Annotated in this window: 16 protein-coding genes and 1 pseudogene; 5 read left to right on the top strand and 12 right to left on the bottom strand. The window is 71.3% G+C overall.

Annotation, left to right across the window (positions count from 1 at the left end):
- Nucleotides 1-17: 17 nt before the first annotated feature.
- Nucleotides 18-1,238: an MFS transporter gene (locus ACYVPE_RS01325; protein ID WP_461031452.1), complete on the bottom strand. Its 1,221-nt coding sequence runs from the start codon at nucleotides 1,236-1,238 to the stop codon at nucleotides 18-20.
- 155 nt (nucleotides 1,239-1,393) lie between these two features.
- Between ACYVPE_RS01325 and ACYVPE_RS01320 the strand changes: the two genes are divergently transcribed.
- Nucleotides 1,394-2,005, top strand: a complete 612-nt coding sequence (locus ACYVPE_RS01320) for a TetR family transcriptional regulator (protein ID WP_461031451.1) — start codon at nucleotides 1,394-1,396, stop codon at nucleotides 2,003-2,005.
- Between the two features lie 138 nt (nucleotides 2,006-2,143).
- On the opposite strand, the gene ACYVPE_RS01315 is transcribed toward ACYVPE_RS01320, so the two are convergent.
- From ACYVPE_RS01315 to ACYVPE_RS01275, 9 genes and pseudogenes are all read right to left on the bottom strand, one after another.
- On the bottom strand, nucleotides 2,144-2,329 hold the full coding sequence (locus ACYVPE_RS01315) for a hypothetical protein (RefSeq protein ID WP_461031450.1): 186 nt from the start codon (nucleotides 2,327-2,329) through the stop codon (nucleotides 2,144-2,146).
- Complete coding sequence (locus tag ACYVPE_RS01310) at nucleotides 2,319-3,362, bottom strand: 3-oxoacyl-ACP synthase III family protein (RefSeq protein ID WP_461031449.1); 1,044 nt, start codon at nucleotides 3,360-3,362, stop codon at nucleotides 2,319-2,321. The genes ACYVPE_RS01315 and ACYVPE_RS01310 overlap by 11 nt, the downstream gene beginning before the upstream one ends.
- Entirely contained in the window at nucleotides 3,359-4,078 is a 720-nt protein-coding gene (locus ACYVPE_RS01305; protein WP_461031448.1) for an HAD family hydrolase, read from the bottom strand. Before ACYVPE_RS01305 ends, ACYVPE_RS01310 begins: the two co-directional genes overlap by 4 nt.
- On the bottom strand, nucleotides 4,075-5,976 hold the full coding sequence (locus ACYVPE_RS01300) for an FAD-dependent monooxygenase (RefSeq protein WP_461031447.1): 1,902 nt from the start codon (nucleotides 5,974-5,976) through the stop codon (nucleotides 4,075-4,077). Before ACYVPE_RS01300 ends, ACYVPE_RS01305 begins: the two co-directional genes overlap by 4 nt.
- Nucleotides 5,977-5,982: 6 nt before the next feature.
- A complete protein-coding gene (locus ACYVPE_RS01295) occupies nucleotides 5,983-7,035 on the bottom strand; it encodes a ScbA/BarX family gamma-butyrolactone biosynthesis protein (protein WP_461031446.1) in 1,053 nt (350 codons plus the stop codon).
- Nucleotides 7,036-7,139: 104 nt separating this feature from the next.
- Nucleotides 7,140-8,105, bottom strand: coding sequence for an aldo/keto reductase (locus ACYVPE_RS01290; RefSeq protein WP_461031445.1), 966 nt, complete (start codon nucleotides 8,103-8,105; stop codon nucleotides 7,140-7,142).
- Nucleotides 8,106-8,162: 57 nt separating this feature from the next.
- Nucleotides 8,163-9,167 carry a phosphotriesterase family protein gene (locus ACYVPE_RS01285; protein ID WP_461031444.1) on the bottom strand — a complete coding sequence of 335 codons (1,005 nt, stop codon included), beginning with the start codon at nucleotides 9,165-9,167 and terminating at the stop codon, nucleotides 8,163-8,165.
- 171 nt (nucleotides 9,168-9,338) lie between these two features.
- Nucleotides 9,339-10,064: an aminotransferase class IV family protein gene (locus ACYVPE_RS01280; RefSeq protein WP_461031443.1), complete on the bottom strand. Its 726-nt coding sequence runs from the start codon at nucleotides 10,062-10,064 to the stop codon at nucleotides 9,339-9,341.
- Between the two features lie 93 nt (nucleotides 10,065-10,157).
- Nucleotides 10,158-11,314 (bottom strand): annotated as a pseudogene (locus ACYVPE_RS01275) (RNA-guided endonuclease InsQ/TnpB family protein).
- 329 nt (nucleotides 11,315-11,643) lie between these two features.
- Between ACYVPE_RS01275 and ACYVPE_RS01270 the strand changes: the two are divergent.
- Together ACYVPE_RS01270 and ACYVPE_RS01265 are read left to right on the top strand one after the other, a co-directional pair.
- On the top strand, nucleotides 11,644-11,997 hold the full coding sequence (locus ACYVPE_RS01270; protein ID WP_461031442.1) for a MerR family transcriptional regulator: 354 nt from the start codon (nucleotides 11,644-11,646) through the stop codon (nucleotides 11,995-11,997).
- A gap of 82 nt (nucleotides 11,998-12,079) precedes the next feature.
- On the top strand, nucleotides 12,080-13,162 hold the full coding sequence (locus tag ACYVPE_RS01265) for a protein kinase family protein (protein WP_461031582.1): 1,083 nt from the start codon (nucleotides 12,080-12,082) through the stop codon (nucleotides 13,160-13,162).
- Nucleotides 13,163-13,212: 50 nt separating this feature from the next.
- Here the strand turns inward: ACYVPE_RS01265 and ACYVPE_RS01260 are convergent, their stop codons facing one another.
- Nucleotides 13,213-13,494 carry an ATP-binding protein gene (locus ACYVPE_RS01260; RefSeq protein WP_461031441.1) on the bottom strand — a complete coding sequence of 94 codons (282 nt, stop codon included), beginning with the start codon at nucleotides 13,492-13,494 and terminating at the stop codon, nucleotides 13,213-13,215.
- A gap of 292 nt (nucleotides 13,495-13,786) precedes the next feature.
- On the opposite strand from ACYVPE_RS01260, the gene ACYVPE_RS01255 reads away from it, so the two are divergent.
- Together ACYVPE_RS01255 and ACYVPE_RS01250 are read left to right on the top strand one after the other, a co-directional pair.
- Complete coding sequence (locus ACYVPE_RS01255; RefSeq protein WP_461031440.1) at nucleotides 13,787-14,662, top strand: helix-turn-helix domain-containing protein; 876 nt, start codon at nucleotides 13,787-13,789, stop codon at nucleotides 14,660-14,662.
- Nucleotides 14,659-14,871, top strand: a complete 213-nt coding sequence (locus ACYVPE_RS01250; protein WP_461031439.1) for a DUF397 domain-containing protein — start codon at nucleotides 14,659-14,661, stop codon at nucleotides 14,869-14,871. The genes ACYVPE_RS01255 and ACYVPE_RS01250 overlap by 4 nt, the downstream gene beginning before the upstream one ends.
- Here ACYVPE_RS01250 and ACYVPE_RS01245 read toward each other — a convergent pair.
- The gene (locus tag ACYVPE_RS01245) at nucleotides 14,853-15,128 is read right to left on the bottom strand and encodes a type II toxin-antitoxin system Phd/YefM family antitoxin (protein WP_461031438.1); all 276 of its coding nucleotides are present in this window, start codon (nucleotides 15,126-15,128) and stop codon (nucleotides 14,853-14,855) included. The genes ACYVPE_RS01250 and ACYVPE_RS01245 overlap by 19 nt on opposite strands.
- Nucleotides 15,129-15,152: the final 24 nt, after the last annotated feature.

Genomic DNA, 15,152 nt, shown 5'->3' with positions numbered 1-15,152 from the left:
AAGGTGCGTGTAAGGCGCTAGGAGGTGCGCGCCGTGGCGACTTCGGGCGCCGGTTCCCCGACCGGCTCCTTCCTCTTCGGGGGCCTGGACCTGACGGCCCACGCGACCAGCGCGACCACCGAGAGCGCCCCGCCGGCGACCGTGGCGCCGGCCCAACCCGCCGCCTGGTAGGTGGCGGAGCCGATGGCCGAGCCGAGCGCGCCGCCGATGAAGTAGCTGGTCATGTAGACGGCCGTCAGCCGGGCGCGGGCGCTGGGCTGGAGGGCGTAGATCACGCCCTGGTTGAGCAGGTGCACGCCCTGCACGGTGGCGTCCATCACCAACACGCCGACGATGAGCAGGAGCAGGCTCTCGCCGCCGGCGCCCATCGCGAGGAAGGAGAGCGCCAACGCGGAGAGCATCAGCCCGGAGAGCACGCTCTGGCGCGCGTCGGTCATGTAGCGGCCGGCCAGGTTGGTGGTCAGCGCGCCGGCGACGCCCACCAGGCCGAACAGCCCGATGGCCCCCTGGTCGAAGTGGTAGGGGGCGTCCGTGAGCAGGAACGCGACGGTGGTCCAGAAGCAGTTGAAGGCCGCGTAGACGCAGGCGCCGATGAACGCCCGGCGGCGCAGCACCGGTTGGCTCGCCGCGACCGCCACGATGGCCCGCATCTGCTGCCGGTAGGTGATGGCGAGGTCGGCCGGCCGCGGGCCGAGCAACCGGTACAGCACGCCCGCGGCCACCAGCATGAACAGCGCCGCGAGCGCGTAGACCGCACGCCAACCGACCGCCTCGGAGACCAGACCCGCGAAGGTGCGGGAGAGGAGGACGCCGACCAGCATCCCGCTGAGCAGCATGCCGATGACGCGGTTCCGCACGGCGTCGCCGGCCACGGACGCCGCGAAAGGCACCAGGATCTGCACCACCACGGAGCTGACGCCGACCACGGTGGCGGCGACGATCAGGGTGGGCAGGTTGGGGGCGGCCGCGCTGGCCGTGAGCGCGACGGCGTCGACCAGCAACAGCCCGCACACCAGCGGACGGCGTGGCACGATGTCGCCCAGCGGCACGAGCAGCACCAGGGCGGCCGCGTAACCGAGTTGGGTCGCGGTGACGACGGCACCCGTGCTGCCCTGGGAGACGCCGAAGCTCTCCGAGATGGCGTGCAGCAGCGGCTGTGTGTAGTACAGGTTCGCCACCGTCAGGCCGCAGGCGAGGGTCAACAGCCAGACAAAGCGGGGTGATGGCGTTATCTGCATGCGAACGTCTTCCTTCGGGGCCGGGTCGTTTACCCAGCTGCAACTTGTTAGTTAGACGAAGGAGTCAAACCACACGGTCAAACCGTTTGGTTGGGCGCTATCGTCATGAAACCGCATGGTTTCCCGTGTGGCAACCCCGTGGACGGAGTGGGCATATGACGTCGCTGGACACCAAGAGCCGCATCATGGCCGCGGCCCTGGCCGAGTTCGCCGAACACGGCGTGGCCGGGGCCAGGGTGGACCGGATCGCCCGGAACGCGAAGGCCAACAAGGAGTCGATCTATCGCTATTACGGCCTCAAGGAGGAGCTGCTCGAGCAGGTGCTCAGCGAGTATCTGCGGCGCAACGGCGAGACGGTCACCCCGGAGGCCAACGCGCTCGACGAGTACGCGGCGGGCCTGTTCCGGCACTACCGGCACGACCCGCGCTATCTGCGCCTGTGTCTGTGGGAGGGGATGGAGGGCATCGACATGCGCGGCGCTGCGGCGGTCGAGGAGCGGGCCGCGCACTTCGCCGACAAGATCGACGCCGTGCGGGCCTCGCAGCAGGACGGCACCGTCGACCCGGAACTCGACCCCCGGCACCTGATGATCGTGCTGCTCGGGATGGTCAACTACTGGTTCGCGGTGCCGCAGATCGTGCGGCTGCTGTTCGGGCGGGAGCCGGACGAGGCCATCCTGGAGGAACACGAGCGGTTCGTCGCGGAGTGCGTGCGGCGCCTGGTCGCGCCGGTCTCTCGGGTCGGGGAGGCCGGTGGGGAGGTCTAGCCGCGGGTGCGTCGTGGCTGGTCGCGCCCACGCGGCGAAGCCTCCCCCAGACTCCGTCTGGGAGGTGCCCCCATAGGCATCACTTCCCCGCGCCCCTTCGGGGCGCTGCCGAACCCCGGCGGACTTCGCCCGACCCGCTCAGCCGCGCTCGTCGTCGAGCGCGGGGCAGTCCGTGTGACAGACCTGGCGGCCGGCTTCGCCGCCGCCCATCGACCAGCAGGCGAGGGCGGTGGCGCAGGGCGGGCCCGGGCCCCAGACCGGGTCGGGGGGCACGGGGCCGGGCGCCCGCGGGGGCGCCGCCGTGCCCGGCGGGTCAGGCCACACGAGGTTCCCCTCCCCCGCCGGCCGTGGGTCGGCCATGCCAGCGGATCAGGGCCGTCGCCATCGACATGCCGCCGCCGAACCCGGCCATCAGCAGGAGGTCGCCGTCGGTGAACCGGCCCTCCCGGCGGGCGTGGTCGAGGGCGATCGGGATCGAGGCGGCGCTGGTGTTGCCGTGCCGCTCCACCGTCATCACCTGGCTCGCGCGGCCGAGGCCGAGCAGCGGCCAGACGTCGGCCAGCAGCGCGCCGTTGGCCTGGTGCGGGATGAAGTGGTCCACGTCGTCGCCGGTCAGCCCGTTGGCGTCGAGCACGTCGGCGACGGCGGCCGGCAGTTGGCCGGTGACGAACTCGCGGACCCCGCGGCCGTCCATCCGGAAGTAGTGCGAGCCGTCGACGACGCTCTCCTTGCTGGCCGGGACGCGGCTGCCGCCGGCCTCGACGCGGATGAGCCCCGAGAGGTCGCCCCGGCTCGCCATCCCGCCGCCCACGAAGCCGCGGTTCTCCGGCACCGGCCCGAGCACCACCGCGCCGGCGCCGTCGCCGAACAGGATCGCCGTCTTCCGATCGCTCGGGTCGATGATCCGCGAGTAGACGTCGGCGCCGATCACCAGGCCGTGACCGCCGCTGCCGGACATCAGCCGGGCCGCCGCGGCGAGCGCGAACACGAAGCCGCTGCACACCGCGTTGACGTCGAACGCGGCGGCCCGGTCGGCGCCGATCTGGTGCTGCACCAGGCAGGCGGTGGCGGGCTGCGGCTGGTCGGGCGTCGAGGTGGCGACCACCACCCAGCCCAGCTGGTCGGCGGTGATGCCCGCGTCGGCCAGGGCCGCCTCGGCCGCCCTGGCGGCCAGGTCGGAGGTGGCCTCGTAGTGGCCGGCGTAACGGCGTTCCCTGATCGCCGTCTTGCGGACGATCCACTCCGGGGTGACGCCGGCCCTGGCGGCGATGTAGCCGTTGGACACCACCTGGCTCGGCAGGTGGGAGCCCACGCCGACGATGCCGGTGCCCGGGGTGCCCTCGGGGAAGGCGGTCATGCCCTGGCTCCTCTCACGGTGGTTCGTCCGGTGGCTGGTCCAGTGGCTGGGGCCTGGGCGCGGCGGCGTCGGCGCGCGGCGAGGTGGGCGAGCACCTCGGGGTGGTCCCCGACGGCGACCGGGTGGCCGACGCAGTCGAGCATCGGCAGGTCGCTCGGGTGGTCGCCGTAGGCGTAGCAGTCGGCCGGGTCGATGTCCTGGTGGTCGGCCAACAGCGCCTGGACGGCGGCCTGTTTGTGGTCGCCGATCATGGGGGTCTCGATCTCCCCGGTGTAGCGGCCGGCGTCCGCCAGCGGCCTGGTGCACAGCAGGTGCGTGGCGTCGACGGCCTCGGCGATCGGCCGCAGGCAGGCGTCGAAGGAGCCGGAGACCAGCGCCAACGCGGCGCCGGCGGCCCGGTGTTCGCGGAGGGCGCGGAGCGTCTCCGGTACCCAGAACCCGGGTTGGGCGGCGCGGTCCGCGTACCAGCGGTGGCCCGCCTCGCGGATCTCGGCCACCGGGGCGCCCCGGTAGGCCCGGTAGTAGGCGCGGTTGACCTCGGTGCGGGGGACGCCGCGGTCGGCCATCGAGCGGAGTTCGCCGGCCACCCGCCGGTAGACGCCCGGCGGGGTGTGGAAGGCCAGGAAGTCGAACATGCTCTTGGTGGTGATCAGCGTCTCGTCGACGTCGCAGAACACCAGGTACGGCGGGGCGGGTTGGGCGAGGGGCGCCGTCATGCCGGCTCACCCCCGCCGAGTTCGACGGCCACCAGGACGAGGTCGGTGTCGCCGGTGTTGCGGAGCGCGTGCCGGACGCTGCCCTCGGCCGGCAGCGGGTTGAACTTGACGGTGCCGGTGACGAGTTCGACGTCCTCGGGCTCGGCGTCCTCGACGCCGCTGACCTGGGCGGTGCCACCGCTGACGACGATGGTGAGCCACGGCCTGTGGTGGGTGTGCGGCGGCCGGGCCTCGCCGCGCGGGATGCGCTCCACCCAGGACCTGGCCCCCGGGGTGTCGACCTCCAGGGCGGCGCCGAGCTCCACCCAGGGGCCGCCGCTGGTGGCGGCGCCGGCGGTGGGGTCTGTGCGGGTGGTCATCGCTGGCTCCTCGGAGGTGGGGGACGCCGGGTGGAAGGCGGCGAGCAGGGCGTGCACGGACTCCAGGTCCTCGGGGTGGCCGTGGTCGGCGACGTAGCCGTCGGGCCTGACCAGGTAGTAGCCGTCCCTGGCGCAGGGCAGCGGCCCGCCGGCCGGGTCGAGGGTCTGGTGGGCGACCAGGTGCGGCCAGTCGGCGGCGACGGCCGCGGCCCGCTCGGCGAGGCCGGCCGGGCCGACCGTCACCAGGCGGTACGCGTCGGCCGGGTCGCCGGGGGCCGGCCGGGCGGCCGGGAACGCGCCGCCGACCCCGACGTGCTGGCGGGCGCGGCGGCCCGTCGGGCGCGGCATGGGCGGGTAGGTGATGCGGCGGCCGGCCATCACGGGCGCGTAGGCGCGGGTGAGGACGCCGGTGGCGTCGGCGGCGCGCAGCAACACGTCGCGGACCCGCACCTTCCAGGGGGCCGACACCAGCCAGGCCCTGGTCTGGATGTCGGTGTCCCTGACCACCTGGCGGGCCACGGCGTGCCGCTCCCGGTGGTAGGTGTCGAGCAGCGCGGGACCGGCCCGCCCGGTGATCACGGCGGCCAGCTTCCACGCCAGGTTGTGGGCGTCCTGGAGGCCGGTGTTGAGGCCCTGGCCGCCGGCCGGCGAGTGGATGTGGGCGGCGTCGCCGGCGAGGAAGCAGCGCCCGCCGCGCATCCGGGTCACCAGCCGGTGGTGCACCTCGAAGGTGCTGATCCACTCCGGGTCGGCGAGGTCGACGCCGCCGGGACCGCGCTCCTCCGCCAGGCCCTGGAGCAGTTCGAGGCTGGCCGTGGGGTGGCCGGCCGGCGCGTTGACGAAGAACCGCGACCGGCCGTCGGGGAGCGGTACCACCACCAGGACGCCGCCTGGCGACTGGTAGTAGTGGGCGATGTCGCGGGCCAGCAGCTCGCCGCCGGCGCCGCGCCGGCGGGCGGTGGCGAACGCGTCGACCAGCATGAAGGTGTTGGGGTAGGTGGCGCCGACGAACTCGATGCCGAGCAGGTCGCGCACGGTGCTGTGGGCGCCGTCGGCGCCGATCACCCAGTGCGCGGTGAGGGCGTGCGCGGTCCCGTCCTGGTCGTGGGTCACCAGCCGTACCCCGTCCGGCCGTTGGTCGAGCTCGACCAGCCGGTGGCCGCGTTCCACGGTGCCGCCGAGGGAGTGCAGCAGGGCGGTCAGCACCTCCTCGGTCGAGCGCTGCGGCAGGCACTGCGGGAGGGTGGTGGCGTCGAAGTCGATGCGGGCGACCTGGCGTCCCGAGGAGTAGTAGTGGAACCTCCGTAACGGGATGGCCTTTCCGGCCGCCTCGGGGGCGACGCCGAGCCGGTCGAGGACGTCCATGCTGCGCGGCCACAGCAGCAGGGCCTTGGAGTGGGCCGAGGGTTGGGGTCGGGCGTCGATCAGCCGGACCCGGATCCCGTGGCGGAGGAGTTCACAGGCCGCGACCAGGCCGGTGGGCCCCGCGCCGACGATGGCCACGTCCGTCGTCGTGGTGGGTGGCGCTCCGCTTGGCACGTGGCGTCAACTCCCCTGCCGCAGGTAGGTGAGTTCGATCTCGGCGGTGGAGATCGGCGCGTCGTGCTGGGCGAGGGTGGCGGTGACCGGCACGGTCAGCAGCCCGCCGCTGGTGACCGGCGCGCCGGCCACGGCGGTGGCGGTGGCGGGCAGGTCGAGTTCGCCGAACCTGGCGAAGACGGCGTCGAGCCGGGTGAGCCGGCCGCGGCCCGGGTGCAGGGCGTGGGCGGCGTCGGCGGCGTGCAGCGCGATCTGCCGGAACGCCTCGTTCATGACCATTCCGGGGATGTGGTCCTGCGGGTGGTCGAACATGCTGGGGTGGTCCTGGTCGACCCGCAGCCCGGCGCCGACCTCGGCGGGTCCGGTGGCGCGCGACGCGGAGAGCACGACGTTGGCCGGGTCGCGGCGGCCCACCAGGTCGGGGGCGACCGGCGGCAGGGGCGCGAGCGGCCGCCCCTCGGGGGCGAGGCCGACCTCGGCCCTGCCGCGGTCGCGCAGCCGTTGGTAGGAGTCCGGGGTCTTGTAGACCATGCCCATGCTGGCCTCGGCGACCGGGTGTCCCTCGGCGAGCAGGATGGCCTCGAAGTCGAGGCCGCGGACCACGTCGTCGCGCAGCACGGTGCGGACGACGCGGACGTTGACCGTCAGGTGCCCGGGGGCCGGGCCGACGCGGAGCGTGGGGAGCGAGGTCACGGCGATCCGGTTGTGGGTGAGGACGAACGTGTCCTCCTCGGGTATGCCGTGGAACTCGTGCGCCCCGGCCATCACGGCCTGCCGGACGACCTCGACGAGCAGCAGCGTGTCGTGGTGCGCGGGCGGATGGCCGCCCTCGCCGAAGTAGGCGTGGGAGCGGGGCAGTTGGGCGCCGCAGGCGAACAGGTCGGCGGCCAGCGGGACGATGTCGGTGACGAACGTCTCGGCCAGCGCCGCGCGGTGGACGCGGCCGCGGCTGATGGTGGAGTGGAAGCCGATGTCCGGGATCGGCGCCTCCTGGCGGGCGTGGACGGCGTGCGGAGCGGTGGGGGCGGTTGGGGCGTGGGGCGGGCCGGGGTTCGGCATGGTGCGACGGTCACCTTCCTGGGGGCCCCGCCAGGCGTCGGCCGGGCGGGAGTGGCGGCGGTCGGTTGCGGGTGCCGATGTGGGGGGGGTGGGTCCTGTCCGGCCTAGAAGCGGGTGCCGACGGGCGCGGGCAGGTCGTCGAGTTCGGTGAGGTCGGCGGCGCTCAGTTCCAGGTCGACGGCGCCGACGTTGTCCTCCAGGTGCGCGAGCCGGGTGCTGCCGGGGATGGGGACGACGTGCGGGCCCTGCGCGAGCACCCAGGCGATCGCGACCTGCGCGTGGGTGGCGTCGTGGCGCTCGGCGACCTTCGCCACGCCGTCCACGATCCGCAGGTTCCGCTCCAGCGCGGCGGGCGCGAACCGGGGCTGCTGGGAGCGGAAGTCGCTGGCCGGGAGCTGCTCGGCGCTGCGGATGGCGCCGGTGAGGAAGCCGCGGCCGAGCGGCGAGAAGGGCAGGAAGCCGACGCCGTTGGCGAGGCACCAGGGCAGGGTGTCGGCCAGCGGGTCGCGGGACCACAGCGACAGCTCGGACTGGAGGGTGGCCACCGGGTGGATGGTGGCGGCGCGCTCCAGGTGTTCGACGCCGGCCTCGGAGAGGCCGATGTGGCGGGCCTTGCCGGCGGCGACCAGCTCGGCCATGGCGCCCCACGACTCCTCGATCGGCACCTCGGGGTCGATCCGGTGCAGCTGGTAGAGGTCGACGTGGTCGGTGCCGAGGCGGCGCAGGCTGCCGTCGATGGAGGCCCTGATGTGCTCGGGGCGACCGTTGGGCGTCACCTTGACCTTGGTCGGGTACAGCGACATGTCGGGCACCAGGCCGCACTTGGTGGCCAGCACGACCTCGTCACGGCGGCCGGCCAGGGCGCGGCCGACCAACTCCTCGTTGGTGAACGGGCCGTAGAGGTCGGCGGTGTCGATGAAGGTGACGCCCAGGTCGAGGGCGCGCTGGATGACCTTGACGGACTCGACGTCGTCACGCTCGGACTCGGCGTAGACCCAGCTCATGCCCATGCAGCCGAGGCCGATGGCGGAGAGCTCGAGTCCACTGTCGCCGGGCAGACGTGTCTTCATGTTCGGTGGCTCCTTCGCGATGTCGCGTGGCGTGGCGTGGTGGGGGGAGGAGGGGGATCAGTACGGCGCTACGGGGGTGAAGTAGCGGCGCGGGTTGTCGACGAGCATCTGCCGCATGTCGTCCTCGGTGACCCCGAGCTCCAGCAGCGCGGGGATGACGCGGCGGTGCAGGTGGGTGTAGTCCCAGTCGGGCAGGGTCGCCGCCATGTCCTCCTGGGTGAAGTAGTCGATGAAGCAGGGGCAGTCGTGGGAGAGCACCATCCGGTCCGCGTAGCCGTCGGCGACCAGGTCGGCGACGATGCGGACCCGCTTCTCGTGCGGCGTGAAGTTGTCGAGGCCGAACCGGTCCATGCCGATGGTCGAGCCGGCGTCCATCAACTCCCGCAGGTAGTCGAGGTCGTCGGTGTCGCCGCTGTGGCCGATGATCACGTGCCGGAGGTCGACGCCCTCCTCGGCGAGGATCTTCTGCTGCGGGAGGCCGTTGCGCACATAGGCGTTGGAGTGGGTGGTGATCGGGGCGCCGGTCTCGCGGTGCGCCTGGGCGGTGGCGCGCAGCACGCGTTCGACGCCCTCGGAGACGGTGGCCTCCTCCGTCGCGCACTTGAGCACGGCGGCACGGACCCCGGTGTCCGCGATGCCGGTGGTGATGTCCCGCACGAACAGCTCGGTCATCGGCTCGGGGCCCTCGAAGAGCCGGCCGGGGCCGCGGTAGTGAAAGAAGTAGGGGACGTCGTGGTACGTGTACACGCCGGTGGCCACGATGATGTTGAGCGGCACCCGGGCGGCCACCTTCTTAACCCGGGGGATGAACCGGCCCTGACCGATCGCGGTGAGGTCGACGAAGGTGCGCACGCCAAGCTCGTGGGCGCCGGTCAGCTTGGCGACGGCGTCCTCGACGCGCTCCTCCTCGTTCCACAGGTGCGGCTGGTTCTGCTGGACGTCGGGGGTCAGCACGAACAGGTGCTCGTGCATGAGCGTGACGCCGAGGTCGGCGACGGGGACCGGTCCCTGGACGGTCTGGACGACGGGCTCCTCGCCGACCGGAACTTCTGACGTAGCCATGCCATCTCCTCGGGCGCCGAAGCGGGCGGCGCTGATCGGGGCGGACCTGGAATCGGGCGATCTCTCCAAGCCTCAGGTCAGGAGCAGCAGCTCACAAGGCGAGATCGGGATGCCCGTTCGGGTACCCCGCGCGGCCGCCGACGCCCGCGACGGACGCCGGCGGCCGCCCCTTCAGGGGGCGGTGAGCGGCTCGGCCGCGTAGGCCCGGTGCAGCGCGTCGACGAACTCCGGCGCCGCGGGCAGCTCCGTCGCCCCGATCCGCCGCACCGGCACCCCGGGCGTCCACGAGTTCATGACGACAGCCCCGCGCAGCGCCGGCAGATCACCCGTCGTGATCTCCCGCTCCCATTGCGCGACCCCGGCCCTGTCGAGCTGCCGACGGACGACGCCCATCGTGACCCCACCCAACACCTCGGCCGCCGGCCAGACCACGGCCTCGCCGTCCCAGAACGCGAGGTTCCAGATGGTGGCCTCGCCGATCCGCCCCCGCCGGTCGAGGAACGCCGCGTCGTCGAAACCGTCCGCGACGGCCCGCCTCAGCAGGTACGTCTTGGCCACCTCCCCCACGTGCTTCAGCCCCGGCAGCGTCCGCTCGTGCTCCACCGCGGCCAGCGCCAGCGGCCCGGCAGGGCCTCCGGTGGCCGGCCCGGTCCGCACCAGCACGTCGAGCTCGCCCCCGGCCGCGGTGAACTCGCCGGCCGACGAGTACACCGTCGCCACCAGCGACACGTCCTCAGGCCCCGCCGCCAGCGCCGCCCGCGGCAGCTCCCGCACCCGCTCGTCGGGCAGCGCCCGCCCGAACAACTCCTCGGACGCGGCCCGCAGCCGCGCCAGATGCAGATCAAGCCCCCTGATCCGCCCGCCCCGCACCTGCGCCGCGGTCAACTTCTCGGCCATGAAGGGACTGAGCTTGTTGGCTCGGTCAGTTGGGCGTTGATTGCAAGTGGAGCGCGGCTGGCTGTCGCGTGGTCCCCTGCGTCCGGAACGACGCTAGGCCGTCCTGGGGCGGTTGACCGCGCCCCGCTGCCACGCGGCATCGCCTCGGTGGGTGATGGTGCGGGAGCCGTTGTGGTCCGCGTGCAGCACGATCCCGCAGGACCGACACACGACCGTGCCTGAGTCACCCTGTTCGAACGGTGGGTGTGCCAGCACGTCGAGCACTGCCGGGAGGTGTTGCGGGGGTCCACATGGACCACCGGCACACCGGCCCGCCGTGCCTTGTACTCGACGAAGGCGCCGAGTTGGGCGAAGGCCCAGGAGTGCAGTCGTGCCCGCTGGTCCTTCTTGGCCGTGACCCTCTGCCGGATACCCGAGAGGTCTTCCAGGGCGATCCCGCGTGAGGTGCGTTCAGCGGTGGCGACGAGTTGTTTGGCGATGACGTGGTGGGTGTTGGCCGCGTGGCGCGCCTCGCGGCGGCGGAGGCGCTTCAGGGCGCGCTTGGCGCTCTTGGTGCGCTTCTTCTGGAGCTTGGTGCGCAGGTCGCGGTGTCGCTTGCGGTAGCGGTTCAGGCGGCGTCCGGCCATGATCTGGCCGTCGGAGGTGGTGGCGATGTTGACGATCCCGAGGTCCACGCCGAGGAAGCCGGCCGGCTCGTAGGGCTCGGGCTCGGGGACGTCGATGGTGGCGAGGAGGAAGAAGATGCCGTCCCGCAGCACCAGGTCGGACTCCCCCTTGCGGGAGTCAAGGAGCTTCAGCGCCTCTGGGGAGCAGACGAACGGGATGTCCTTGATCCGCCCCGCGACCGTCCAGATGCTGACGGCCTGTTGGTCGAGGTTCCAGGTCAGGATGCGGTCGTCGAACGGCTGGGCCGCGTCCTCGCGGAACCGGATTGGCTTCGATTCGGCCCGCCGACGGCGCTTGGATCCCCCTCGGCCGAGGTTCCCGGCCCTGATGTTCGCCTTCAAGGTGGTGTAGGCGTCACAGACCTTCGACACCACCCGCACGGCGGGCTGGGCCCCGAGGTCGAAGTCCGCCCTGAGCGCGTAGTAGACCTCCTTCTGCAACACATGGCGCCGCTTGAGGTCCTTGGCGAAAGCCACCTCGGACGCCCGGTTCGCGGCCCGGTTGCAGGCACGCAGGGTCGCCGCCAGCGCATCCGCGTCATACGCTGACGCGGGCAGCAACTTCACCTGCGCGACAATCTTCACACTAAGCACCGTAGTAGGACAGGCGCCAGAAGATCAAACCACCGTCAACACGTCAGGCAGAGCGCTCCACCGCTGCGCGGCTCCGCCTCAAGGAAGCCATTCCTCCTGGCGCTGAAGCCCCGGGCTCCCGGCTAGAAACTGGTGAAGTGCGCGTAGCCGGCGAAGGCCACCGGCGCCAACTCCTCGGCGGTCGCCGCCCGCCCGTTTCTCTGCACGGCGAAGTACGTCACAGCTGCTCCCTGGTCCCTGCTCCCGTGGAATGTCCCTGGTCGCGGCGACGTTAGAGCCTGACACCGAGGGAAGGGGCAAACGCGGGTGGTGTACGACAGATGCTGATCGGGGAGCTGTCGCGGCGAACGGGCGCGAGCCAGCGCTCGCTGCGGTACTACGAGGCCCAGGGCCTCCTCACCGCCGACCGCGGCCCCAACGGCTACCGCGACTACACCGAGGACACGGTCGCCACCGTGGGCCACATCCGCGCCCTGCTGAACATCGGCCTCTCCAGCGCCGTGATCCGCGCCGTCCTCCCCTGCGTCCGCGGCGAACTCCGCGACCCGGCCCACTTCACCTGGTGCGAGGACCTGCGCGCCGTCCTGACCCGCGAACTGGCCGCCATGGACAACCGCATCGACGGCCTCCAACGCAGCCGGCGCGCCCTGGCGGGCTACCTCGCCGACTCCTGACTGCGTCAGCCATGCCAGCGTAACGTCGATGCCGTACGTCGAGGATTGCCGAAGCCCTGGTTCGGGCACCGAGGAGCAGTCGATGCTGGACCAGGATCCGCCACGCGCCACGCGCCTGGCTGGTTACGGGACCGTGAGCACTCAGCTCTCCCTGCTGAGCGACCACCGGCTCGGGGAGGTCGTGACAGCCGCTGCCCCACTCGGATCGGGCATCGGCGGCAGGTCGGCAGAGCTGGACATCAACGGAACGCGCGTCTTCGTCAAGCGGATCCCTTTGACGGACATCGAATTGCGCCCGGAGAACGTGCGGTCGACGGCGAACGTCTTCGAACTGCCGATGTTCTACCAGTATGGGGTGGGCTCGGCCGGGTTCGGCGCCTGGCGGGAGCTTGCCATGCACACCATGACAACGAACTGGGTTCTCGGCGCTGAGTACACAGGATTCCCCCTGATGTACCACTGGCGGGTTCTTCCTGACTCCCCTCCCGAGGGGTTCACCGACGAGTTCGGGGGCCTGGAGGGGGCCGTCGCTCACTGGGAGGGAGCACCTGCCGTTCGTAACCGGCTGGAGGCCATCGGCCAGTCCTCGCACAGCCTGGTGGTCTTCTTGGAGCACGTGCCGCACACACTCGCCGAATGGCTGGCCGACCACCGCAAGAACCCCGTGCCGGAAGGCGGAGACGGCTCACTCTTCCGCTGGGTGGAGGAAGCTCTGATAAGTGGCTCTTCCTTCATGAGTTCTCGCGGACTTGTCCACTTCGATGCTCACTTCGCCAACCTCCTGACCGATGGCCGGCAGCTCTACTTCGCCGACTTCGGACTTGCCCTGAGCTCCCGCTTCGACCTTTCGGCGGACGAGTCCGACTTCCTCTCGAACCACCTCGCGTACGACCGCTGCTACACCGCGAGCCACCTGCTCCAATACCACGTGCTCGACGGCGTGCGAGGTGACACGGAACGCGAAGTCTTCCTCCACGACTGGATCGCGGGCCGGCGGCCCGGCGACATCCCACCCGAGATCACGGCCATCATCGACCGGCACGCACGTCCTACCGTCGTCATGGACTCCTTCTTCAGCCGTCTGTTCACCGAGAGCAAGCAGACGCCGTTCCCGGCCGCGGAGATCGAGCAGCAGTTGGAAGTTGGCGCCACACCCCCGAGCTGATCCACGTGCTACGGCGATCCGAACTGCGGCAGCTGCGGCGTCCCCGGCTGTCATTCGTAGCCCTTGAGCCCGCAGGCGAACCAGATGCACTTGCCCTTCCTGGAGCGGCCGACCTCGTAGCCGAACCGCGGCGCCATCTCGCGCAACATCCACAGGCCCCGCCCCGACTCGGCGTCCCAGGCCGGCTCGTCGATGACGGGTAGGTGCGGCGAGCGGTCGAAGACCCGCACGAGCGCCTCGTCACCGTTCCTGGTCACCGTGAGGTGACACCGCTGGCTCTCCACGTGCTTGACCACGTTGGACAGCAGCTCCGAGACACCGAGCCGTGCCAACTCGACGGCAGAGGCTCCGCGCCCCAAGCCAGCAGCACGTCGCTCACGATCCGGCGCCAGTGCTCGATCTCCGCCGCTCGTGCCGTCAAGACCCAGCGGAACGTGCGTTGGTCCAGCTGGAGTTCCCGCATCACAGCCCCCTTCGTCTACCGCACGAGCGTTGGTCACGTGACCATCCACGCGCAAGAGAAGGCGACCCGAGATCGCTCGAAAGAGTTACAGCAGGTGGTCGCTGCCTGACAGAGAGGTACGCTGGCCGTGCCGTCGAGGATGCGACCGGGAGGGGAGACCCGTGACCGCCACCGTGAATACCAACGCCATCTTCGCCATGCGCGACGTGGGCGAGAACCTTCAGCAGCTACGGGTACGAGCCGGCCTGCGCCAGGACGACGCCGCCGTGCGGTTGGACGTCACCCGCTACACGATCAGCAAGATCGAGCGCGGGAAGGCGTTCCCCACCGACCATCAACTCCGCACCCTCGCACGGCTCTACCGGGCGACCGTCGAGGAACGCGCGGCCATCAAGGCCAAGATCGAACACGGCAGGTCGTACGGGCGCGCCTGGTGGGAACAGTCTCCGTTCCGGGACCTCTTCCGGGGCGACTCCCACCGGTACTTCTATGTCGAGGATGCGGCCGAACGCATCTCCCACAGCTCCGGGACCTACATTCCAGGCCTGTTGCAGACCAGGGAGTACGTCGAAGCCATCGCCGCCTTCGGCCAGAGGCAGGAGAGCGCGGAGCGCCGCGAGGTGTTCGTCGAAGCCAGACTGCGGCGGCAGGCGATCCTCAGCCGCCGCAACCCCGTCTCGCTTGACGTGGTGTGCCTGGAATCAGCCCTGCGTGCGGTGGTCGGCGGGCCGGAGGTCATGCGACGACAGCTTCGGCGACTGCGCGAGCTGGCACAGCAACTCCACATCAGCCTACGGATGGTGCCGCATTCCACCGGTGCACCCAGCATCCACGCCTCGCCCTTCACCGTGCTCGACTTCCCCGGAACGGGCAACCACAGTGTGGTCTCGCAGGAAACCATCAGCGGTGAGACGCTCTCCGACGATCCCGCGCACGTACGGCGGGCGCGACGCAAGTTCGCCGACCTCGCGGGGCACGCACTCAGCAAGCGGGAAACGCTCCACCGCGTCGCAGAGATCGAAGGAGAGCTCACATGAAGCACCCGAGGAACGACCTCTACTCCGCTCCCCTCAACGGCCGGTGGATGAAATCCTCCTACAGCAACGGCAGTGGCAGCGACTGCGTACAACTGATGCGCATCGCCGGCGGCGTGGCCATAGGGGACTCCAAGTGCCCGGAGGCCGAGCCGCTTCGCTGCACGGACGCCGAACTCAGGTCGCTCCTCGATCACCTGGTGCGTGGCTGAACCTCGCTCATGAGGTCGGCCACGACCTGGGCCATCGTGTAGGTCGGTCCCGCACCCTCCTCCCCCAGCACGCGAGCCGCCTCGCGGGCGAGGAGTTCGTCGGCCGCCGCCTCCAGGGCGTGGAAGGCTTCCACGGGCACCATTGCGGCGACCGGTACCCCGTCGCGGGTCAGCACCGTCGGATCGCCCTGCTCCGCCTTGGCCACGACTTCGGCAAGGCGACACGGGAGTTCACGGATGGAGAGCGAGTCGGTCATGCGGGGAAATGTACACAGACTCGC

It is taken from the genome of Streptomyces mayteni, assembly GCF_054783955.1.
The sequence above is the reverse complement of the archived record's forward strand: the minus strand, read 5'-3'. Positions and strand labels throughout refer to the sequence as shown.